Source organism: Photobacterium gaetbulicola (assembly GCF_003025515.1).
GTDB classification, from domain to species: Bacteria; Pseudomonadota; Gammaproteobacteria; order Enterobacterales; family Vibrionaceae; genus Photobacterium; species Photobacterium gaetbulicola.
Map to the genome: position 1 here is coordinate 37,978 of NZ_PYME01000001.1, position 22,686 is coordinate 60,663.

At 48.3% G+C, this 22,686-nt stretch carries 20 protein-coding genes; 7 read left to right on the forward strand and 13 right to left on the reverse strand.

Annotated elements, in window-relative coordinates; translation table 11 throughout:
* Positions 1-191: 191 nt before the first annotated feature.
* Entirely contained in the window at positions 192-1,667 is a 1,476-nt protein-coding gene (locus C9J03_RS00185; protein WP_044620874.1) for a peptide MFS transporter, read from the reverse strand.
* A gap of 543 nt (positions 1,668-2,210) precedes the next feature.
* Here C9J03_RS00185 and C9J03_RS00190 point away from each other — a divergent pair.
* Entirely contained in the window at positions 2,211-2,561 is a 351-nt protein-coding gene (locus tag C9J03_RS00190; RefSeq protein WP_231580621.1) for a hypothetical protein, read from the forward strand.
* Positions 2,562-2,870: 309 nt separating this feature from the next.
* Here the strand turns inward: C9J03_RS00190 and C9J03_RS00195 are convergent, their stop codons facing one another.
* Both C9J03_RS00195 and C9J03_RS00200 read right to left on the reverse strand, forming a co-directional pair.
* Positions 2,871-3,383: a YgjV family protein gene (locus C9J03_RS00195; RefSeq protein ID WP_044620875.1), complete on the reverse strand. Its 513-nt coding sequence runs from the start codon at positions 3,381-3,383 to the stop codon at positions 2,871-2,873.
* A 3-nt stretch (positions 3,384-3,386) separates the two neighbouring features.
* Complete coding sequence (locus C9J03_RS00200; RefSeq protein ID WP_044620876.1) at positions 3,387-4,259, reverse strand: DMT family transporter; 873 nt, start codon at positions 4,257-4,259, stop codon at positions 3,387-3,389.
* 140 nt (positions 4,260-4,399) lie between these two features.
* On the opposite strand from C9J03_RS00200, the gene C9J03_RS00205 reads away from it, so the two are divergent.
* Both C9J03_RS00205 and C9J03_RS00210 read left to right on the forward strand, forming a co-directional pair.
* Positions 4,400-5,332: a LysR substrate-binding domain-containing protein gene (locus C9J03_RS00205; RefSeq protein ID WP_044620877.1), complete on the forward strand. Its 933-nt coding sequence runs from the start codon at positions 4,400-4,402 to the stop codon at positions 5,330-5,332.
* 112 nt (positions 5,333-5,444) lie between these two features.
* Entirely contained in the window at positions 5,445-7,691 is a 2,247-nt protein-coding gene (locus C9J03_RS00210) for a peptidase U32 family protein (RefSeq protein WP_044620878.1), read from the forward strand.
* Positions 7,692-7,787: 96 nt separating this feature from the next.
* On the opposite strand, the gene C9J03_RS00215 is transcribed toward C9J03_RS00210, so the two are convergent.
* Positions 7,788-8,858, reverse strand: a complete 1,071-nt coding sequence (locus tag C9J03_RS00215; RefSeq protein ID WP_044620879.1) for a US12 family protein — start codon at positions 8,856-8,858, stop codon at positions 7,788-7,790.
* A 358-nt stretch (positions 8,859-9,216) separates the two neighbouring features.
* On the opposite strand from C9J03_RS00215, the gene C9J03_RS00220 reads away from it, so the two are divergent.
* Together C9J03_RS00220 and C9J03_RS00225 are read left to right on the forward strand one after the other, a co-directional pair.
* Positions 9,217-9,672 (forward strand): acyl-CoA thioesterase, encoded by a 456-nt coding sequence (locus tag C9J03_RS00220; RefSeq protein ID WP_044620880.1) that lies wholly within the window; start codon positions 9,217-9,219, stop codon positions 9,670-9,672.
* 84 nt (positions 9,673-9,756) lie between these two features.
* Positions 9,757-10,005: a hypothetical protein gene (locus tag C9J03_RS00225; RefSeq protein ID WP_044620881.1), complete on the forward strand. Its 249-nt coding sequence runs from the start codon at positions 9,757-9,759 to the stop codon at positions 10,003-10,005.
* Positions 10,006-10,059: 54 nt separating this feature from the next.
* Here C9J03_RS00225 and C9J03_RS00230 read toward each other — a convergent pair whose 3' ends face one another.
* The 3 genes from C9J03_RS00230 to C9J03_RS00240 all read right to left on the reverse strand — a co-directional run bounded on the left by C9J03_RS00230 (position 10,060) and on the right by C9J03_RS00240 (position 13,515).
* Positions 10,060-10,323: an Lpp/OprI family alanine-zipper lipoprotein gene (locus C9J03_RS00230; protein WP_044620882.1), complete on the reverse strand. Its 264-nt coding sequence runs from the start codon at positions 10,321-10,323 to the stop codon at positions 10,060-10,062.
* Between the two features lie 466 nt (positions 10,324-10,789).
* Positions 10,790-12,133, reverse strand: coding sequence for a TldD/PmbA family protein (locus C9J03_RS00235; protein WP_044620883.1), 1,344 nt, complete (start codon positions 12,131-12,133; stop codon positions 10,790-10,792).
* Positions 12,133-13,515: a TldD/PmbA family protein gene (locus C9J03_RS00240; RefSeq protein ID WP_044620884.1), complete on the reverse strand. Its 1,383-nt coding sequence runs from the start codon at positions 13,513-13,515 to the stop codon at positions 12,133-12,135. Before C9J03_RS00240 ends, C9J03_RS00235 begins: the two co-directional genes overlap by 1 nt.
* A gap of 250 nt (positions 13,516-13,765) precedes the next feature.
* On the opposite strand from C9J03_RS00240, the gene C9J03_RS00245 reads away from it, so the two are divergent.
* Together C9J03_RS00245 and C9J03_RS00250 are read left to right on the forward strand one after the other, a co-directional pair.
* A complete protein-coding gene (locus C9J03_RS00245) occupies positions 13,766-14,740 on the forward strand; it encodes a CobW family GTP-binding protein (protein WP_044620885.1) in 975 nt (324 codons plus the stop codon).
* Positions 14,741-14,866: 126 nt separating this feature from the next.
* On the forward strand, positions 14,867-15,241 hold the full coding sequence (locus C9J03_RS00250) for a hypothetical protein (protein ID WP_044620886.1): 375 nt from the start codon (positions 14,867-14,869) through the stop codon (positions 15,239-15,241).
* Positions 15,242-15,334: 93 nt separating this feature from the next.
* On the opposite strand, the gene C9J03_RS00255 is transcribed toward C9J03_RS00250, so the two are convergent.
* The 6 genes from C9J03_RS00255 to C9J03_RS00280 all read right to left on the reverse strand — a co-directional run bounded on the left by C9J03_RS00255 (position 15,335) and on the right by C9J03_RS00280 (position 22,676).
* Positions 15,335-16,579, reverse strand: coding sequence for a quaternary amine ABC transporter ATP-binding protein (locus C9J03_RS00255; RefSeq protein ID WP_044620887.1), 1,245 nt, complete (start codon positions 16,577-16,579; stop codon positions 15,335-15,337).
* Positions 16,572-17,471: an ABC transporter permease gene (locus C9J03_RS00260; protein WP_039460802.1), complete on the reverse strand. Its 900-nt coding sequence runs from the start codon at positions 17,469-17,471 to the stop codon at positions 16,572-16,574. The genes C9J03_RS00255 and C9J03_RS00260 overlap by 8 nt, the downstream gene beginning before the upstream one ends.
* Before the next feature lie 80 nt (positions 17,472-17,551).
* Positions 17,552-18,541 (reverse strand): ABC transporter substrate-binding protein, encoded by a 990-nt coding sequence (locus tag C9J03_RS00265; RefSeq protein WP_044620888.1) that lies wholly within the window; start codon positions 18,539-18,541, stop codon positions 17,552-17,554.
* A 291-nt stretch (positions 18,542-18,832) separates the two neighbouring features.
* A complete protein-coding gene (locus C9J03_RS00270; protein ID WP_044620889.1) occupies positions 18,833-20,872 on the reverse strand; it encodes an acetoacetate--CoA ligase in 2,040 nt (679 codons plus the stop codon).
* A gap of 11 nt (positions 20,873-20,883) precedes the next feature.
* Entirely contained in the window at positions 20,884-21,555 is a 672-nt protein-coding gene (maiA, locus tag C9J03_RS00275; protein ID WP_044620890.1) for a maleylacetoacetate isomerase, read from the reverse strand.
* A gap of 89 nt (positions 21,556-21,644) precedes the next feature.
* Positions 21,645-22,676, reverse strand: a complete 1,032-nt coding sequence (locus tag C9J03_RS00280) for a fumarylacetoacetate hydrolase family protein (RefSeq protein ID WP_044620891.1) — start codon at positions 22,674-22,676, stop codon at positions 21,645-21,647.
* Between the last annotated feature and the right edge of the window lie 10 nt (positions 22,677-22,686).

The following is a 22,686-nucleotide window of genomic DNA, read 5'->3' on the forward strand; positions in this document are numbered from 1 at the left end:
TTGTGTTACCTTTAGCAAGATAGCATCCGGTCTATCCTTCAAATCCCCTTCTCCTGTTGCACAAAAAAACGCCAAATTTATTTGTTGAGAGTAATCGTTGCTCGATCTGAGTGCATTTGCCTCCAGAAATCAAAAAGGCCCCGTGCAGGAGCCTCCTCATAATCTGTTCGGCAAAGAGACGAATTAATTCATCATGCCTCTGCAAGTGCGGCATCTTGTTCCTGGCCGTCTTCTGCTTTTTTAAGCATGATGCGGATCATTCTTGAGGCCAGCAGGGCAATTGCCACCATCACCACTGCCAGTATAGTCAGCAGGCTGAAGTAGTCACCGTATACGGTCTGTACCAACTCTTGGGTGATTGCTTGGCCTTTTTCCATCGCGATTGAGGTCGAGAAGACCGCACCGACGATACCACTCAGTGCAATCGCTACAGAGAACAAGCTGACCGAGAAGTTCTCGATATGCTTAGGTGCAACGGAAAGGATGAAGGCGACAACCAAGCTACCCACGATCACTTCGGCCAATGCCTGGAAGAAGTGGATAGCCAAGAAGACTTCAGGACGAATGATGACGTTTTCGCCGATGTTGTAGATCGCCATGGTCAGGATGCCAAAGGCAATGGCAGTCAGAACGAAGGAAAAGCTGACTTTGGTTGCCGTCGAAAAGTTGATATTACGCTTTTCTAATGATGAGAAAGTCCATGATACCAGTGGGCCGCCAAGGATACACCACAGCGGGTTCATTGCCATCGAGGCTTCGGGTGCGATAGGGATAATACCGAACAGATCACCACGCATGGTATTGATCGTCACCATAGTCATGGAAGTCATCATCTGGCCGTAGTAGACAAAGAATGCAGTGGTCAGAGCCGTCATGATCAGGATAGTGCCCATTCTCAAGGCATCTGAGCGGTTTGCCTGCATCATCAGCCAGATAAAGTAACCGATAGCGGCCGCGCCAATGTCATAGACAATGTTTTTGCCGATGTCCATGTGGGAGAACATAAAGAACACCAGGCCGATCATTGATGCCGAGATAACACCGAAGGCAAGCCAGTTTTTGACGCCCGCAGGTCTGTTATCCATCTCTGTCGCCACGGAGAGTAGCGGCTTGCGTGAAGTGATTAGAATAATCAAAGCCAGCGTTGCCATCGCTGCTGACAGCGCAAAGCTGCCATTGAAACCAAGGATCAAAACGATCATCGGGAAGAGATACTGTCCTAGGAAAGCGCCAATGTTGTTTACTGAGTAGTTAACCGGATAGGCGTTTTCAAAGTCCTCTTCTGACTTGAAGGTACGCTTGTAAAGACTTGGGTATGAAGGTGACATTAAGCCGCGTGAATAACTCGCCAGAGCAATACCAATCAGGCTCATCGGAATATTCAAGCTGGATGCGCCCATGACTAAAAGTGCATAACCCATAGCAAAGCCAAAGTAGCTGATTGTCAGCGAGCGGTAGGCACCTAAGAATTTATCCGCAATAAATCCGCCAGCAATAGCAAAAAGTGGTCCAATAGACGAGAAAGCGCCAACGATCATCATGGTGTCGGCTTCACTGTAATTTAGGTTCTCAAGGAAAAAGCGGGTGAGGATCACCATCACACCGTAGAAGGAGAGGCCAAACATCATTTGGCAAACCATCATCGACTTATTGAGTCTGTTCCACATAATACATCTCTAAGGTTATGGAGTTAGATTCGGCTTTTTGAAAGCTCAATTGTAACTAAATGTAAATTGCCGGGGATATTATCATTTCTTACCGTCATCTACTTGATAAAGTGTATGTTTCGCAAGCAGTTAATCATTAGTTTTATTTATCTATTGGTTGAATAATTTTCATGTGGATAAATTACAGATGCATCAATACTACTGATATTTAAGTATTTTTAATTGTGATTAACTGTTTTTTGGTTGATCTTTATGCTAATTACCATCTTGCTACATTATTATTAATAATTATTATTTTTGTTTGTATAAAAAGGTCGAAGTTTAAAAAGCGCATGTTGAAAAAGTGCGTGTTGCGGCATTGAGGGTAAGGTTGTGATATGGGTTGCCGTTATGAGTAATGGGTTAACAGCAAGAAGGATAAGTGAATACAGTTAAATAAAAGGCGCTGAAATTTGTACAGTTATGTCAAAATTGACGGTTTTAATCTGTAATCTCTTCCATTCTTCCTCAATCCTTGGATAATCCACTTGATTGGCTGGTTAAGTGGATAAATTGACTTTGTTTAGCAAAAGAAAAACAAAAAATACTTTTCCTTTGGACTTCTACGGTGAGGACGGAAGCTGGCGGTTTATAATTCGTGCAGACCGCCCGTCAGAAGTCGTGGATGCGATGTACTGGCGTGCTTATATCTCTTGCCACCGTAAAGAATTCGATCTGTTACATATCGCGACGGGAAAGTTCAACTACAAGTATAACTATTCCTCTTACGACTCATCTGAGCTGCATTATGCCTCAGGTAGTGATGCACTTCGGGTAAATATGATGGGGCCGATTGTTCCGATCTCTGCCATCCTTGAAAAGGTGAAGGAAAGAGCGGACAAGGCGACGGCCTAATATCGACCAGAGATTAACGTTAAAAAGGGCCTCTTTATACCCGAGCTACTTCAAGATGCAGGTTCAGCGAGAATTTATAAGCTTATAGACAAGGCATTGTTTTGAAGATCTAGTGGCTCTAAATCAAGAAACAATAACGCTGTATATGAGCTTAGAAAACTCGCCCTCTGGGAGGGTATCAGGCCATTCACTCCTTCGTTGAAGCTTTTTGAAAGGGAATGCCATTCCGGCAAACCTTCTTCTTGTACTGAATAACCTGACAACCCTCTGAATCCTGCACCTTGAGGTAACTTGGGTATAGACTCTTTTTTACACTTGCTCGGCGGTTTTCGCTGGTTTTAGGTAGTAGCGATAGTAGCCGATGAGGTTACTTGAGAGGAATAACGCCTCCAGCAGCACGGCAGTGGGTGAGCCAATAACGATATTATGAGTCAGCCACAAGCTGGTACCGACAATCATCAGTTGGCGAAGCCGTTTATCGTTGTTGCTGAAAGCGGCAACATTCTGAATCAGTGCCGCGGAACAACTGAGAATGCTAGCAATACCGGCATACGTGAAGAAGGTGATGGCCAGTGTGCTGATGCAGAACAACAACGCCATTTTCTTGGATGTGGTGTAGAGGCTGATTAGGTAGCGGAATGCTCCCAGCGCCATTAGCCCAGCGCCTGTCCATTGCTCTAAGAGCGCAAAGTGGATACCTATCAGGATAACGGCACAGATAAAACATTTGATGATGTTTTTTTTATCCTTGAATTGAAATGAAACAAGGTCAAAGCAAACGGCGATACCAATTATTATTTGTGAGAGTAAAAAAGCCGACATAGGTTATTCCGAAAGTTCAGGGTTCATAGCTGCCTTATTTTTTTCAATTCGAGCCAGCCAAATTAGCGGTAAAATGATCATGGCCGTGCCAAGTACCATTGCAAAGTCCGGGGTTTCTCCAAACCATATCAAGCCAACCCCGACAGCACCGAGTAGGCCACTGTATTCGGCACTGGCAATTTTATTGCTTTCCGCCGAGCGGTAGGCAATCACACAGATAGCGGCATAAATTAAGATGAAACTACTTGAACCTGCCGCAGTAATTAGTGGTGTCCAATCCCATTTTCGCCCTTCCCATAGTGCCAACCCTAGGGAGGCTGGGATACCCGCCAGATTGGTCAATAACAAAGTTTGCGCTACTGTTTGATGTTTGGGCAATTTGCGGATAAGTAAGTTATTGCTGGCGATACTCAGTGCGACGATCAGTGCAGCAATCGCCGCCCAGTCAATTTCTGTCGGCCGGATAATTACCAACATACCCATGAAGCCAAGTACCCCAGCTGAAATGGAGTAGCGGGTGAGCTGCTCTTTGAAAAACACCAATGCAAGCGGCAGCATCATGAGAGGGGCGGCATAGAAGATGGCATTGGCGGTTGCCAGTGGCATCGCATTGATGGCAAAGACCATAAAAATTGCACCAAGCAACCAGATATGGGCACGCAAGGCATGCCATTTCAGTCCGTCGGTGAAGCTTTTTTTACTCACGCCATAACAAAAAGGCAGCAATATCAGTACAGCAGTTAACTGCCTGAAAAAGACAAATTGAAATACCGCCGTATCTTCACCCAGCGTTTTAATTAAGGCATCAGAAAAAACCGCAATAAGGTTTCCGACAATGAGTAAACCCATTGCCATTCCAACAGTTATTGAAGGCATGACCAAGCTCCTGTCATTGACTGACGCGTGTTCAGTGTTAGTGCAATAAGAAAGTGATGATTTGTGATTGCGTAAGCTTAAGTCATAAATCACCTTCATATATAATGATAAATATTCACTTAGTATGAGTTCAGCTAATAATGAAGTTACCGCCATTACGTGCCGTTCAGTGTTTTGAATCTGTTGCTCGTTTAAATAGCTTCTCGCATGCGGCAACGTCATTGAACGTGACACAGAGTGCCATTAGTCATCAGGTACGTTTGTTGGAGGAATACCTGGGTGAAACCTTGTTTGTCCGGCAGGGGAGACGTTTGTCTTTAACGCCGATGGGTGAAAAGTATTACGAAGAAATCTCCCATTCATTGCAGAATATTGCCCAGGCCAGCCAGCAAATTCGAGAAGGTGAAAGTGGGAAAATCCGGCTCGCGATGTACAGTTCACTAGCAGTGAAATGGTTGGTTCCCAGACTGGAAAGTTTGCGTCAGCAACACCCTGAAATTGATTTATCGCTTGCCATGTTCGCCGACGAGCCAGAATTTTCGGATCAGGTAGCAGACTGTTTCATTACAGCTCATCCCCCCAAGAAAAACTATGTCAGTGACTTTCTGTATAAGGAGTTGCTGTACCCGTTCTGTAGCCAGAAACTTTGGCTGCAGATCGAAGGCAAATCCCTACCAGAGGCACTCTGGGAGCATCCACTCTTATCGGTACATTCGATTTTCAAAGATGGGAATCAGGCGTTAGATTGGCAAACTTGGTGTCAGCGTGGCGGGTTTAGTTTGCCTGCTGATGTGAAGGTTAGTCACTTTAGCCATATGGTTCTTGCTGCAGAGGCCGTGAAGTATCATCAGGGAATTGCCTTTTTGAATGACTACTTCCTAAACGATCACGACCACCAGCAGAACCTAGTGCGTATTCCTATGCATGAGCTGCCAACGGGTGACAACCTCTATTTTGTGTATAAGCAATCACGTGCCAAACAATTTGAGATAACAACCCTAGGGCGATGGCTTAAGCAACAGTGTTTTGAGCATGACAGCGATCCTAATGGCCAGAACTTGGCCGCGACATAGGGTTATTCTCCACATGACAGATTAACCACAGTGCTATTAATGGCATTTCGAGTCCGTACCACGTAGAATACCGCCCTTTTGCATTGGGTATTGGCAAAAGGGTAATGTCGAAATGAGTGACCAATTTGAGCTGTTAGCACCGGGCGGCGATTTAGAATCAATAAAAGCAGCCATTGTTGCCGGCGCTGATGCGGTGTATTGCGGGCTGGACAACTTTAATGCGCGCAACCGGGCGACCAACCTCACGTTTGAAAACCTCAGCGGTGTTGTCCGGCTGGCTCACCAGCACCAATGCAAGATCTTCCTGACACTTAATGTCATTATTCTGGAGAGCGAAGTACCAGCACTGGTTCGTCTGTTGAACAAGCTGGTCAATACTGATATTGACGGGGTGATTGTTCAGGATATCGGTCTTTTCTCGATACTAAAGACGCATTTTCCTTCCTTGGATGTGCATGCCTCGACGCAGCTCAACACCCACAATGAAGGCCAGATATTATTCCTCAAACAGCTCACTGCCTCTCGGGTTAACCTCTCGCGTGAGCTGAATATTGATGAGATCAAACAGTTGGCGCAATTTGGCCATCAGCACGATGTGTTGATGGAAGTCTTCGTCCACGGTTCCTACTGTATTGGCTTTTCGGGACTGTGCTATATCAGCTCGGTCAGAAATGGCAGCTCTGGTAACCGTGGCCGTTGCAGTCAGCCATGCCGAGAGCAGTACCAGACCACAGAGACCGGCAAAGACTACCCGTTGAATCTGAAAGACAACTCGGCCTTTTCTGATATGGCGGCTTTGGCTGATGCAGGGGTGTATTCGCTGAAAGTCGAGGGGCGGATCAAAAAGTCCCATTATGTCTATACGGTCGTAGATACGTGGCGCCAGCAAATTGATAGCTACTGTAGCAAAGGAGAAATACTGACAGATACCAGCCGGCTATACACGGTATTTAACCGTGACTTTTCCAATGCGTTCTTGAAAGGCGATATCAATAAGAGCATGTTTATTGATAATCCGAGGGATCATGCTGCTACCCATTTCTCGAATATCTACAGTTGCACCAGCATGGATGAGGTCAAAGCGGTTAAGAAAAAGCTCTACGACACTAAAACCGATATTATCCAGCAGGTGGAGCGTGTCACTAAGGAGTTGTGTGTCGAGAAGCTGGCGCTGGATATTAAAGTCATTGCTGCTGAAGGTCTGCCATTGAAGGTTGAGCTCATCACACCGCAGGGTTTGATTGAGCTGCAATCAGAATCAAATTTGGTATCCTCTGAGAAATTTACCCTTGATAAGGAAGGGGTAAGCAAGTGGGTCAACAGTTTTGCCAATGCCGACTACCGGGTCAATCAGATCGACTTGAGCGCGCTGGCAAGCGGCCTTTACATCCCATACAAAGAACAAACGGTAATCAAAGAAAAAGTCGCGGTAGCGCTTAACGGCAACAAGCCACTTATTGCGCCGGTCGAGTTGAGCAAACCTGGAATGGAAGCGGCTTCTGAGTATGCTCAACCCCCTCAATTACACACCTTGATTTCTTCAGTAGAGGATCTGGTGCTGCAGTCAGAGCCAAATACCTTCGTGTACTATCAATTGCCCGAAGCGCTGGCCTGTGATTTGGACCGATTGGTTGACTTATTTGAGCATAATGATCAGTTAGTGCCTTGGTTCCCTGCCATTCTCATTGGTGAAAACTATGATGCAGCAGTTGCCTTCCTCGAGCAGGTTCAACCAAGCCGTATTGTGACCAATAACAGCGGGGTAGGGTATGCGGCCTATCAGCGCGGTATTGACTGGGTGGCTGGCCCTCAAATGAACATTATTAACTCGTACAGTCTGGCTTGCCTGAAGGAAGAGTTCAATTGTGTCGGTGCATTTATCTCCAACGAAATTAACAAAAAGCAGATAAAACCATTGGTTAAGCCGGATAACTTTGAGCTTTTCTACAGTATTTATCACCCGATCACACTACTGACCAGCCGCCAGTGCCTGTTCCACCAAACGGTTGGCTGTAAGAAGAAGCGATTCGATGACAAGTGTCTGCGAAAGTGTGATAAGTCGGCGTCGATCCTGAGCCTAAAGCATGCCTCGTATGTGGTAGATAAACAGCGTGGAGCCCATAATTCGCTGTATAGCCAAGAGAATTATCTTAACTTGGATGTGATCAAGGATCACCCCGGTTTATTTGATGGCTATATGGTGGATATGCGCGATATTAAGACCCATACCCAGATGGCGTTGGAAAAACCGGCATTGCTTGAAGCTTTCTGTGAGCAGCTAACTGGTGATGCAGCGCCGTCAGCTCTTCATACCAAGATTGCGCCGACGACGATGGCTCAATACAAAAAAGGCTTGTAAGGCAATCATTTCCTCAAGCTTTCCAGTATGAAAAAGCCCGACTTTATGAAGATAAAGTCGGGCTTTTTATCGCGGGGTCGCTAAATAGGGCGCTATCTATGCCTCGGCAGTAGCGGAAACACCATGCCATTGGTAATGGTTGTTCGGCTTTTTACTGACGATGCCTTCTTCCATAAAGCGGCTGAAGATGTCGTCGACCTCATCACTGCTGGTCTTGAGGTATTTGGTAACGGCACGTTTGGTGCAGTTGACCTGATTGGTGCTCAATGCCTCGATCGCTTGCTCGTAGAGTGATTTAGGCTTTTCTGGTTCGGCCGGTGCTTCAGGCTGTTGCTCAGCCTGCCCATCGTCGTCGCCTACCGTTTCCTGCTGCTGATTGGTCAACAGCTCAGGCTGCTTGATCTCGTTATCCGTATAGGTATCGATAGTAATAGGGCCGACACGGCGGAACTGGTTCCTGAAACGAAGCTCCTCGCCGATGAGGCCAACGAAAAATGCCGCAAAGAAATCAAGCAAGACAGAAAGGAAAATCACCAAGCTGAGCTGGGCAGTTTCTGTTTCTATCTTCAAAGACTGGGCTAAGCTGTCGATAAGGCCAATCACGCTGCCTTGATTGACCACCGGTAAGCTGTCCCGCTCGGCGGCAAGTTTTAGCTGCTGCTCGCGAAGTTCATCGTTTTCACGCTGGATGCGGGCAACTCCGGTGGCAATACGCTCCATCTCGATATATTTCTCTGCAGCACTATTGTTAAGCTCGATTTGCCGTTCAATTGCAGCGATCTGCATATTGTAGTTGTTGACCCTACTCTGTTGCACATTGACATGGCTCTGGGCTTGGTTGGTCGCGCTATTGATACCACCAACCGAACCACCAATAGAGATAGCTGCGAGTACCGCATAAAAGGCAAAGGCGGAAACGGCTCCGGCGTAATTACGCCTTGCCCGGCGTTCACCAAATTCATACCACGCAAAGAACTTGCCCAGCTCGAAGATAACCGCAAGACCGCCGAACAGAATTTGCATGACGGGATCTTCATCTATCGAGAGAAAGAGCAGCAGTGAGAAAATGATCGAGGCAAGAATCGATGCGCCGGTAAAGCTGTACACCGTCCCCATTGCAAAAGCCCCTTTGGGGTAACGGACTGGAATGTTGTTATCGTAAAGCATAATTGTTGATAGTTGTAACTGGCGCTAGCGCCGACAGTAACCTGCCGAAAAAACGCGTTATCATCGTCAGGTAGAAAAAGGTGGCTTAGGATACCGTAAAATAGCCTTCTATCCCTTATAAATTAAGGCCTTTGCCGTTTTTACGCTGAATTTTTACACGCTGCTTTCATTACTGTAGAAAAGATACTCATCATAAATGCAGAAACAACACCGGAACATCAATAATCCGCCTTGCATGTTGCAAACTTGTTATCGCGAGTGTAGGTTAATAGTCGAACGCATGTTTAAATCAGGTGTTTATAGTAAGAGGTTTTTCGTTAGGTAGCGTTATCACAAAATTTATTGCAAGGACCCGCGTATGCCCAATTTACTTGAAGGTTACCCAATCGTTACTGAAATTCCAGTGGCCTGGGGGGAAATGGATGCATTAAACCACGTAAACAATGTGGTGTATTTCCGCTATTTTGAAACGGCCAGGCTAGATTACTTTGCGGGTATTGGTTTGATGGAAGAAATGCAGGCAACCCAAACCGGCCCTGTATTGAGTGAGACTTCGAGCCGGTACCGTAGGCCTGTGACATACCCCGATAAGCTATTGGTCGGAAGCCGGATATCCGAACTTACCGGAGATAGTTTTGTGATGGAATACAAAATTGTCAGTCAACAGCAAGGGGCTGTAACAACTTCAGGTACGGCAAAGGTGGTAATGTTCAACTTTAAGCAACAAAAACGCGCGAGCCTGAGTCCATCATTAGTTGAAAAGATGGTGTCCATGCAGCCTGAGCTCGCTGAGTTTGCCGTCACAACTGATTGATTCTCATCACAGTTGATACATCGCTTCGGCTGTATTCCACCTATAATTGGATTATGGCCATTGCTAAAACAAAAGGAGTAGGGGATGTATATTGTTATCCAGCATGAGATTACCGATCCTGAATTGTTTTGGCAAAGAGCTAGCGGTGTTCTTACTCATCCACCATCAGGGATGCGTCTTCACGCTACGATGATTGTGGAAAGACACAAATTGTGTCAGTGCATGTGGGAAGCGGAATCAATTGATATGGTCAGGGATTACCTTGAGCCCGAACTCGGTGAGGCCAGTATCAATACCTATGGCTTGGTTGATCCGGATAGAGCGATAGGATAAGCCTCTGGGTAGATCTTTTAGAAGGTGGCGCAATATTTTGCGCCACCTTTTATATTACTTCTTGTAAGAGTCAGCAATGTTGTCGATGCGCTGGTTAGCACGCATTGCTTCTTGGTATGCCGCGTCAGATGTCGCGCGGGTGTCGTTGATAGCACCTGCCATTTGATCTTGCTGGTTCTGTAGGCCGGCAACTTGGTCAGATAGTGCATCAACTTTATTTGTTAGTTGACTTAGCTGCTCTGCTTCTTCGCTACTAGAACAGCCCATAAGAGTAGCACTTAGAATTAGGCCAGCGACTAGAGTCATAGAACGTTTCATTGTTATTCTCCACAATTGGTTGATATTAACTACTGCTACAAACACTAAATCAGCATTACATGAAGCCATTATATTTAACAAGAAAATAAATAGAAAATGTGTTGAAAGCACCACTTTTTAGATTTTCTGTCAATTTTTAATACCTTTTTGTACGGTGTATTTATGGCGTAAGCAGTCTTATTTATGCTTTTCAGTATGTGCGGTATTAGAACAAAAAAAGTGAATGCAATTGTTATGGAAGTTTCAGCAACTGATTGTTTTTTAGTAGCTAAAGTCAGGATAAAGTAAAGGCGACCTTAAGTGTGATATAGATCACGCGTCAGATGGCAAGGACCTTGGGATTTAAGGCTCAATTAAAGAAGGCCATATCAATAATAGCTTGGTAACACGCTTTAATTGCAAAGTTGTCATTAAGACCACCAGCAGGTATATCTCCTGCCGGTGGGTTAAGACTATTTAGAGCGTTTTATTTACCAGCAATGCTGAGTTTGCTAAAGCGAATAAGAGGCGCAAAGAAATGTTTTCCGTGATCATGACTCAGGGTATCGCCGACGGCATCAATTTCTTTGATCATCTTATAGAAGTTACCTGCGACCGTAATACCACGAACAGGTTGAATGCGCTTACCGTCTCGGCACAGGAAGCCGCTGGCACCAAACGAGAAGTCACCGCTAACCGCATCGGCACCCGAGTGAACCCCTTGCAGCTCGATAAGCTCTAGGTATTCTCCCCCTGTCAGTTCAGCGTCACTGCTTTGTCCCGTAGCGATAACTGTATGGCGCGCAGACACCCCAAGGCCACCTTTGGCAGAGCGGGAGCCATTCGCGGTATTCTCAATGCCAAAGAAATTCGCGGTATGGCTATTATGGAGTAGGCTCTGTAGTTGCCCTTCACCGACCAAGATAGTGTCGCGAGTTGCAAAACCTTCGCTATCGAAGGCTTTGATGGCCGAGCCCCCTTCGATATAGGCAGTATCGGAAATCGTGAGCAATGGGCTTGCTACCATGGAATTTAAAGAATCACGCCATGGGTTGATGCCTTTCATGGCCGATTGGCCCGAGAAGCACATCCCAAATGCGCCAAACAGGCTGCTTAGGCAATTGAGATCAAACACCACACTGTAGTTGCCGGTTGTCACCGGCTCACCATCTAGCAAGGCTTTTGCCATGTCGTAACCGTGGTTGATACAGTACTGCGGGTCTAATTCTTCAAAACGACGGCCGGTCGACATGCCGCCGTGCATCGCTTGCTTGCCGTCTTTTTCAAACAGTGTGTAGGCATAACAATAGGTTGAACGCTCTTTGTGATAACAACGGGTGCCAAGGGTATTGGCTAGAATGACCTGGCTATCGGATTCACCGAAACCGTTGTAAGGCGCGGAGGTTGCGTTTGGTTTTTCAACCACGCCTTTCTCCAACGCCAGTGCCAGAGCGATTTTGTCATCCACCGTTGCTGTGTCTGTTTGATAGATCTCTGGGGACTCGGTGACAAGCTGACTATTGGCACACGCAATGGTTTGATGCGGATCCTGCTTGGTGTAGGTCGCATTGGCAAGGGCATGCTCTACCATCATATCTAGGCTGGCAGGTTCTAGTGACTCAGAGTAGCTAGTCGCAATATGCTGATCTTTGACGATACGCACGCCAATCACCTGGCCGGATGTCACTTTGTACTCGTCGAGCTCGCCCGCATTGGCTTTCAGCGAGAAGTTGTTGCTGCTGCTGGCAATGACATCGGCTTCGGCACCGGCGGCTTTGGCACGCTCGAGTACTTGATCAATCGCGTGTTGCAGTTGTTGTTGATCGGCCATTAGTTACCCCCTACAAGAATGTTGTCCACTTTAAGCGCTGGCTGGCCAACGGTGGTTGGCACCGAACCGCTCACTGAGCCACACATTCCTGCGGCCAAGGCAAAATCACGTCCGATCATGGAGATTTCTTTAAGCACTTTAGGTCCCGTGCTGATCAACGTGGCTGATTTAAGTGGTTTGGTGATCTTGCCGTTTTCAACCAAGTAAGCCTCCTGGACGGCAAAGTTGAATTCACCCGTACCCGGCTGCACCGAGCCGCCGCCCATCTTCTTGGCATAAATGCCTTTTTCGACGTTAGCAATCATCTCGTCCAGCGAGCTATCACCCGGCTCGATGAAGGTGTTACGCATTCTTGAAGTCGGGGCAAATTTGTAAGACTCGCGACGGCCTGAGCCGGTAGGCGCAAAGCCAGTTTTGAGTGAGCCCATGTGATCAACCATGAAGCTGGTCAACTGACCGTCTTTGATTAATTGGGTGCGCTGGGTTTCCATCCCTTCGTCATCGATATTGATTGAGCCCCACTCGTTGGTCATCGTACCGTCATCAACCGCACTGACTGCAGGATTGGCAATCATTTCGCCCATTTTATCGTGGAAGACTGAGGCTTTTTTGGCAACCGAAGTTGTCTCTAGCAGGTGGCCACACGCTTCGTGGAAAATGACCCCTCCAAACCCATTGCCGATAATGACAGGCATTTCACCTGACGGGCAATTGTCGGCAAAGAGTTTGACCATAGCTTGTTTCGCAACAGTTTGGCCAAGCTCTCTGGCATCAAGCTGGGTATTGAATTCCCAACCCGTCAGCGCCCCCGGTGCTTCGAAGCCCGTAGACTGCTCGCTGCCGTTCTGGGCAATGGCGGTAGCCGCGACACGGGTATAATGGCGGGTATCACCAATGTGCAGTCCCGTTGAGTTGAAAATCTCGATTTGTTGCTCGCGCTGCAAGATACGGCCGATGAACTGGTTGATCTTGTCATCTTCATCCCGCGCGGCAGTATCACACTGGCGCAGGAAAGCAATCTTGGCCTCAAGGTTCGGGTTTTGGCTCAAGGGTTGGTGGCAAGTATGTTTGCTCTGGTAGCGGTTGAGGTTGAGTGCGCCCGCATTGGCGATTTGGTCGCGTTTGTCTTTGGCGGCGAGTAGGCTGGTGACGCGTTTAAGTTCTTCCTCGTCGGTGCTGTTGGTGTAGCCATAAAGCACTTTGTGGCCGAAGAATAAGCGAACACCAATACCAAAATCGATACCGGAATTTACTTTGTCGATATCACCAGATAGAAGCTCGACAGAGCTGGACTGGTGGTGTTCAACGAACAGTTCGGCAAAATCGGCTCCAAGGAAGAGGGCATGGTCGATCACTGCTTGTGCTGTTGCAGGGTTTAGCATAGATGCTCCTTGCGTGTTAGCAATCTCACGAAAAACGATATGTAATCAAATTGTGAGCACAATTGCCAATGATGGCTTGGCATTAAAAGGTAAAATGTGTGTTATGTGCCCAATAAGGGCGACTTTTTAATCAAAAATTGGTTTGTTATATAGGCTTAGTCAAAATAACAAAATAAATCAAAAACCTGATTTGTGGCACGGGCGCATTTCATGGTAATTTGCCGTCAATATTTACGGAAAAACACTCTCTATGCGCATACCAACGAATGTTATCACCGGTTTCCTTGGTGTTGGAAAAACCACAACGATCCTCAACCTGCTTAAGAACAAGCCAGCCGATGAAAAGTGGGCGGTTCTGGTCAACGAATTTGGTGAAATCGGGATTGATGGTGCCATTCTGACCGATTCCGGTGCGATGATCAAAGAGGTTCCGGGCGGCTGTATGTGCTGTACAGCCGGAGTACCGACATCCGTCGGGATCACGGCCTTGCTTCGCCAGAACCCCGATCGATTGCTGATTGAGCCGACCGGACTTGGCCATCCGCATAAGATCATCTCGGTTCTGACTTCAAACCAGTTCAAGGACTACATCGACTTGAAAGCGACGGTGGCTCTGGTTGACCCCCGTAACCTTTCCAATAAAAAGTATACGGAAAACCAGAACTTCAACGATCAACTTGATGTGGCAGAAATTGTTATTGGCAATAAGCTTGATGAGTGTGATGAGGTTGATGTCGGTATCTTCGAGCACTGGGTAGCCACCCAACAGCCAAAGAAACTGGTGAGTATGCTGGTAAAGCAGGGCGAGTTTCCAGCCAACCTGCTTGATACGGACAGGGCTGAACAAAACGAGGCACCGGCAATGGAGGCCCATCACCATGAGCATGCAGAAATGGAGCCCCAGTTCCAGTTGCCGCCGAACCAGAAGTTTATCCGCAAGGAAAACAAAGGTCAGGGCTACTTCAGCTGTGGCTGGATTTTTGGTGCCGAAATCACTTTTGACTTTGACCAACTGTTTGCCATGTTGTGTAACTTGACGGCTGAGCGGGTCAAAGGCGTGGTTAATACTAATAAGGGCTGCCACGCGTTCAACGTCAACAATGGTGTAGTGTCTGTTAACCAAGTGACTCTGGAAGGGTTTGAAAGCCGCCTCGAAGTGATCGACAGTCAGCTCATGCCCTGGGATGAATTAGAGCAGGTACTGTTGGGTATCTCAGATTTATAACCCCTTATTTGAAGGTGGTTAGTCTAAAGTTGTCAGGAAAGAAACGTAACCAAATTGCTTGAGCTGGAGGTAAATCCCACCAACCAGTATCGGCATTGTGTACCAGCGAGAGCAGGAGAATCAGTAATGAATCAAGAAACAAAAACCATGGAAGTGCCTGTAGCTATCGCCGACAGAGTTCAGGCGTTGATTGACGGCCATTTAGCCAAAGAGAAGTTCAATGCTGAACGCAGGGAAGTGGTAAACAATTTTCTTGCGATGGATGGACTGAGCTGTGAAATGGCGGTTTACAGTTTGCCTCAGGGTGAGCTGCTCGATACCCTCCGCTTTGTCTATGAGCTATCCGGAACTAACAGCAAGTTCATCAAGAATATCCTAACCCTCGCCAGGGAAAACCCAAAGAAGGTGCTATCCGATTCCCAGCGAGCATCAGCTAAAAGCATGCTCTTTAACTTGCTGAATGACCCATCGGTTATCTCTGCGATGAAAGAGAGCTCATAATATCGCCCTTGTTTCGGGACTGTATATTATAAAACCGCCCATACCGGCTTACTGGTATGGGCGGTTTGCTATGCAGCGATGATCAGCGCAGGTCTAACAGGCTTTATCCATCACGGGATGGGCGCTCGGTGCTTCCTTTGGGGAAGGCTTGACCTCGCTAATGTCAGAGAAGATTTCTGCAACCGCGCTGCGTTCCAATTCACCTTGCAAGTTGCCATCTTCGTCAACAACGGGCAAAGAGTAATCACATGACATGGTGTCAGGCAGCACTTCTTCAATGGCTGAATCAGGAGAGATAACTGGCACTTTTTCATAGATATCTTGCTTTAGGTCTTGGCTGGCACCGGTCTTGGCTGCATCAAGCAAACTCTCTTTGGTGATGACGCCCTGGTACCCATCTTCGGTGACATTATAGGCGTAATCTTGCTTGATTCGCTTCATCTCCACCAAGGCTTCTTCGATAGTTTTTGCCGTGATCCGGTAAGCGGGCGGCTGCATGACGGTTTCAACAGTCAGAGCCCGGGCGCGATTGACATCCTTGACGAAGGCCTCAACATATTCATCGGCAGGGTGTAGCAGGATTTGATCAGGAGAGCCTTGCTGCACCAGCTCGCCGTCTTTGAGAATCGCAATGCGATCACCTAACCGCAAGGCTTCGTCCAAGTCGTGGGTGATAAAAATAATGGTCTTGTGCAGCTTTTCCTGAAGCTCAATGAGCTGGTCTTGCATCTCACTGCGGATCAGTGGATCCAAGGCCGAAAAGGCTTCGTCCATCAGTAGGATTTCCGCATCGGTGCTTAGCGCCCGGGCAAGGCCGACCCGTTGCTGCTGGCCGCCAGATAATTGAGAAGGATATTGGTTTTCGTACCCTTGCAGTCCGACGGCTTCAAGCCACTCGGTGGCTTTGGCTAGCCGTTTAGCTTTTTTGATCCCTTGGATCTCAAGCCCGTAAGCGACATTATCGACGACGGTTCGGTGAGGCAATAAGCCAAAACGTTGGAAAACCATCGACATTTTGTGCCGACGGAAGGTAACTAACTCATCAGCCGATAGCTGCATCACATCAGTTCCCTCGACCAAGATTTTTCCCAATGTCGGGTCGATCAAGCGGTTGAAGTGACGTATTAAGGTTGACTTCCCGGAGCCCGATAAGCCCATGATGACAAAGATTTCCCCTTTGTTTATCTTCAGGTTAATGTCTTTGAGCCCTACTGTATGGCCGGTATCGTTGAGTATTTTATCTTTGCTGTCACCCTGCTTAACCCGTTCAATCACCGATGTCGATTTTGGGCCAAAAATCTTGTATAGACCGCTAACTTCAATTAATGGTTTAGTCATGGGTGAGTTCTCCCAGGTGGGCTTGAGTGCGTTTGGCATAAGCCTGTGAAGCGCGATCAAACAGGATTGCAAGGGCAACAATAGCAAGGCCGTTTAATAGCCCCAGGGTAAAGTATTGATTGGTTATCGATTTAAGTACAGGCTGGCCCAGTCCTTTCACACCGATCATTGAGGCAATAACAACCATAGATAGCGCCATCATTATGGTCTGGTTGATCCCGGCCATAATGGTCGGCATGGCCAAAGGAAGCTGAACACCGAGCAAGCGTTGTTTTTTATTGGCCCCGAACGCTGTCGCGGCTTCTAATACTTCTTTATCGACCAGCCGGATCCCCAGGTTTGTCAGGCGGATCACAGGCGGGATAGCGTAGATCACTACAGCAATTAATCCCGGGATTTTACCGATCCCCAGCAGCATCACCACCGGTATTAGGTAGACAAAGGCGGGCATGGTTTGCATTACGTCCAATAGTGGCGTGACGAGTGCTTGCACGCGGTTAGAGCGAGCCATCGCGATACCGATGGGTATACCCATCACAATGGCAAGCAGGGTACATACCGTAATTATGCTGAGGGTGCGCATGGTATCTTCCCACATGCCAAAATAGCCAATGAGGGTGAGGGAAACACAACAGCTCAGTGACAGTTTCCAGGAGCGGCTTGCCGCGTAGATTAGCGCGGTACAAACGCCAAGCACAATCACCCAGGGGGTGGAAATGAGGAGCTTTTCAAACCAGACGAGAAAAGAGAGAAGAGGATCGAAGAAAGATTCAATGAGGTCGCCGTATTCACGTGAAAAATCACGGTAGGCCCCATCTAGTGTTTTGCGGATTGCACGGAGATCAGAGCGATCCATCTCCGGAAACTCGCTTAGCCAATTAGACTCTGACATGTTTAATTCCTTTTTTACCGGAGCCCCGAAGGGCCCCGGCATACAACATGGTAATCCTATACCTTTCATTTTGATGTGGCTTAGAGTGCGTCCTGCACCTTTTTCGCGACATCTTGTGGCACCCATTGCTGCCAGATTTGTGGGTACTCCTCGAGGAAATAGAACATTGCTTCTTCACCATCAGCTTGATTATCTTCCATCCATGCCAGAATCTGGTTCATGTCGGCATTGGTGAAACCACGCTTGGTGAAGTATTCGTAGGCCTCAGGTGATCGAGACGCAAACTTTTCCGTGGTAATGGTATGTACCGGTGATGGCGGGTACATAGTGGTCTTGGGAGACTCACACTCCTCTTGGGTGATGCAGTTAACAAACTCGTCCTGGTCAATACCACTGCCGAAGTCGACTTTAACCATGTCGTATTTGCCCAGTACCGCTGTCGGTGCCCAGTAGTAGCCAAACCAAGGCTCCTGTCGCTCATAGGCCTTGGCAATCGATCCGGACAACCCTGCGGCTGAGCCAGGATCGACAATCACAAAGCCTGATTCATCAAGCTTCATCGCCTTGAAGAGGTTGCCAGCACTGATTTGGCAGTTCCAGCCCGCCGGACAGCTATAGAAGGCTGACTTGTCGGGATCTTCTGGATGCTCAAAGAGTTTGGCGTGTTTCTCAACACCTTCAATGGTTTTCATCTCTGGATATTTATCAACAAGGTAAGCGGGTACCCAGAATCCTTCTTCACCGCCGTCTACAAGCGCTTTGCCTGCATAGCGCAGACGCCTCTCGGCAACACCTTTATCCAGCGCATCCTTTAGACTATTGCTCCAAAGTTCCGGTGCAACATCGGGCTGGCCTTTTTCTATCATCGATGTGCCGGTTGGCATGGTGTCGCCCGGAATAAGTTCAGCGTCACACTCATAGCCGTGCTCCAAAATAAAGCGGTCGATATTGGCGATAAGGCTAGCTGAACTCCAGTTCATGTCAGCAATGGTGACTTTCCCACATTCGCTAGCATTGGCATTCAATGCCAGTGCGCTTATGGCAAGCAGTAATGGGGTTTTGACTTTCATATCGAGTATCCTTTCTCAAAAATGTTCAGTTCAACAATAATCGTTAGTGTTCAAATTAGTTGCTCGATACGATTGTATATGATTTGTAAATAAATGTGAGCGGTAATAATGATTTTATTGCTGCTTTTGAATGAACCACATCAAAAAGTAAGATTTGGATCTCAACTTCATTACGGTTGCTTGATGGTAGTGCTTTGAGTTCTAACTATTAGGGTAAGGCTGCCATAGTGAATGATGGCAGCCTTACATTCAGTGGTGTGATGGTTGAAATTAGATGGGAAAAGAGCGGAGTTAAATCTTCAACTCATCCCTGTCCTTAAACTCTTCCAAAGATTCAGGGTTGGCCAGTGCACCGATATTTTTCACCGGTTGGTTGTGGACGATATTGCGCACGGCCAACTCGACCAGCTTGCCCGACTTGGTGCGGGGGACATCTTTTACCGCCAGGATCACTTCCGGCACATGGCGCGGCGAGCAGTGCTCGCGGATCGTCTTCTGGATACGGGCTTTCAGCTCGTCTGTGAGCAGTTCCCCTTCGGTTAATTGGACAAACAAGACAACACGAACATCGGTGCCTTTGTTCTGGCCGATAACCAGCGAGTCTTTGACTTCCTCCAACCGGTTTACCTGGCGGTATATTTCAGCGGTACCTATTCTTATTCCGCTAGGGTTAAGAACCGCATCGGATCGGCCGTAGAACACCATCCCCCCGGTACTGGATAGGCTGACGAAGTCGCCATGATGCCAAACACCGGGGAAGCTATTCCAATAGGCGTTGTGGTACTTGCTGCCGTCTGGATCGTTCCAGAATCCAACCGGTTGATTGGGAAAGCTGTTGCGGCAGACGAGCTCACCTTGCTGTTGGTAAATCGCTTGGCCATTGTCATTGAAGACCTGTACGTCCATCCCCAGTGCCAATCCTTGGCATTCACCACGGTAAACCGGGCCGAGAGGGTTACCAATGGCAAAGCAGCCGCAGATGTCGGTACCGCCTGAAATGCTGGCGAGTTGAATATCATCATGGATAGCGTCATAGACATAATCAAATTGCTCAGGGGCAAGCACTGAGCCGGTAGAGCACAGGGTACGCAGCGAGGATAGGTCTGTGTTGTCTTTGGGGCGATAGCCTTGCTTTTCCAAGGTCTCAAGGTACTTGGCCGAGGTACCAAACAAAGTTATCTGCTCTTGCTCGGCTAGCTGCCACAAAACGTTGCCGTCGGGATAGAAGGGCGAGCCGTCATACAACACCAAGGTTGCGCCGCAGGCAAGGCCAGATACGAGCCAGTTCCACATCATCCAGCCGCAAGTTGTGAAGTAGAAGACCTTGTCCCCAGCCCGGATGTCCGTTTGCAGCTGATGCTCTTTCAGGTGGTTGAGGAGGGTGCCGCCAACGCTGTGCACAATACATTTGGGTTTTCCCGTTGTACCTGACGAATAGAGGATATAGAGCGGGTGGTCGAACGGGACCGGAGTGAAGCCGAGCTCGCAGGGTACCGTGCTGTCGAGTATGTCGTGCCAAAAATGCTGGCTGACGGTATCTGGTATGGCTGTTTTGGTGGATTGGCCCGGGCTAGGTGCTACTGCGGATATTTCGACTACATGCTCCAGCCCGGGAATACTGGCGCTTACCTCAGCGACTTTGTCGCGGTAGGAGACGGGTTTGCCGTTGTACTGGTAACCCTGGGCGAAAAACAGCACCTTGGGTTGGGTTTGTCCGAAGCGCTCAATGACGCTTTCGGTACCGAAATCCGGTGACGTCGACGTCCAAATAGCCCCCAGAGAAGCTGTGGCCAGCATCGCGACGACAGTTTGGGGGATATTGGGCAGGTAGCCGGCGACGACATCGCCTTTTTTGACCCCATGGTTATGGAGAAAACTGGCGACCTGCGAGGTTTGCCGGTAGAGCTGTTGCCAACTGAGGTGCTGGCGCTGCTCGGGATCGCCTTCGCACTGGAATATGATGGCATCCGCCGCGGCGCGGGTACGCCAGTCGCGAAGCAGGTTTTCGGCATAGTTGAGCTTGGCATAGGGGAACCATTGGGTATCCTTGGCCGGGGTTGTGCTCTCTGGCGGGCAAAATGCCACTGGGGGCTTCTTGGCCCCCTCGACTTTGCAGAAGTCCCACACCATGCTCCAGAATTCTTCACTGTGGCTGACACTCCAATGGTGGAGCTGATTATAGTCATGATAGAGGATGTTTTTTTTCTCGCTCAACTCAACCATGAATTGATACAGCCTGCTATTGTGGATGCGATCTTTTTCCGGCATCCATAGCAGTTTTGGCTGAGTGTCCGAGTGATAACCATTGCCGTTAGGATCTTGGTTCGTCATCGTTCTCTCCTTTACTGGTTATCCGGGTGGGCCTGTTGAAATGGAGGCAGTTGCAAACAACGTTGCTCGATCTCTAGCAGCCTTGGGTAATGCTTAGTGTCAAATCCGAATCGCTTGGCATTGTAGAGTTGAGGGATCAGGCAGATATCGGCTAGGGAAGGCGTTTCAGTGCAGGTAAACTGGGTGTGATAACGTCTAGAAAGAGTTTCCAGGCTTTGGAAACCTTGTTTCAGCCAGTGGTGATACCAAATCATTTTCTCATTCTGGCTGACCCCCAGTTCACTGTTTAAATAGTTGAGAACCCGCAAATTGTTCAGGGGATGAATGTCACAGGCTACAATGAGGGCGATCTCTCGACACTGTGCTTTGTGCCACGGATCGCTGGGGAGTAATGCCGGTTCGGGGTAACACTCGTCCAGATATTCAATGATGGCTAGCGACTGGCTCAATATCCCGGTATCACCGCCAGAGCCCCCCTCTAGCGTCAAAGCATCTGCTGGCTCTGTTGCGGCGGGTGAAAAGCCAGGCACCAGTTGGCTGGGGTTAAGTTCAGCGTAGGCGGTACTGCGCTGCTCGTTGTCGAGTAGCGAAACCGCTACCTGTTGGTAGTTGAGTCCCTTTATGTTTAGCGCAATTCGCACCCGGTACGATGCCGATGAGCGATAGTAATCATACAATTTCACGTTGTTTTATCCTTAGCCCCAATATTCCAACGGCAACTCCGAGTGCCTACTCCAAGGACTCATTCCAAGTTAATCGACCCGTGTTCTAATTATTGCTGATGATGCGGGTTATGGTGGTTCAAATCTTCATCGTGATAGTGATGTTTGTATCGAACGACGGTTTGTTCTATGGCCCCGAAAATGGAGTGGCCGCTGTCGTCGAACATTTCGATCTTGACCGTATCGCCAAATTTCATGAAAGGCGTTTCAGCATGACCATACTCTAAGATCTCCAGCATACGGCGCTCGGCAAGGCAGCACGAACCGCTGCTGCGATCTTTATTCGAGACTGTTCCCGAGCCGATTATGCTACCGGCGCAAATGGCCCGGCTTTTGGCTACATGTTGTATAAGCTCGGCGAAATTAAACGTCATGTCAGTGCCGGCATGGGGCTGGCCGAATAACTCCCCGTTGAGGTGAACAGTGAGCCGGTGATGGAGTTTGTAATCATGCCAGCTGTTACCCAGTTCATCCGGCGTCACGGCAACAGGCGAGAAGGCCGACGACGGTTTGGACTGGAAAAACCCAAATCCTTTGGCAAGTTCAGCCGGGATCAGGTTGCGTAGCGAGACATCGTTGACCAGCATCAGCAGCTTGATATGGCCATGGACTTCTTCGGTGCGGGTGCCCATCGCAATATCGTCGGTGACAATGGCTATTTCCCCTTCAAAATCGATCCCCCATTGCTCGTCGGCAACCTTGATATCTTCGGTAGGGGCCAAGAAACCATCTGACATGCCTTGGTACATCAAGGGATCGGTCCAGAAACTCTCCGGCATGTCCGCCCCCCTGGCCTTACGGACTAGCTCGACATGGTTGACGTAAGCGCTACCATCGGCCCACTGATAGGCCCGCGGAAGGGGGGAGCTGCATAAAGCCAGATTGAAAGGGAAGGTATGTTGCGCGATACCGTCATTGAGGTTGCGGTATAAATGCTGCAAGTCTGCTTCGACTTCGTGCCAGTTATCGAGGGCGAATTGCAATGTTGGCGCGATGTCATGGGCATGTACAGCCATTTTCAGGTCACGGGAAACCACAATGAGTTGGCCGTCGCGGCCGTGGTTGAGCGATGCAAGTTTCACGTTCGTCTCC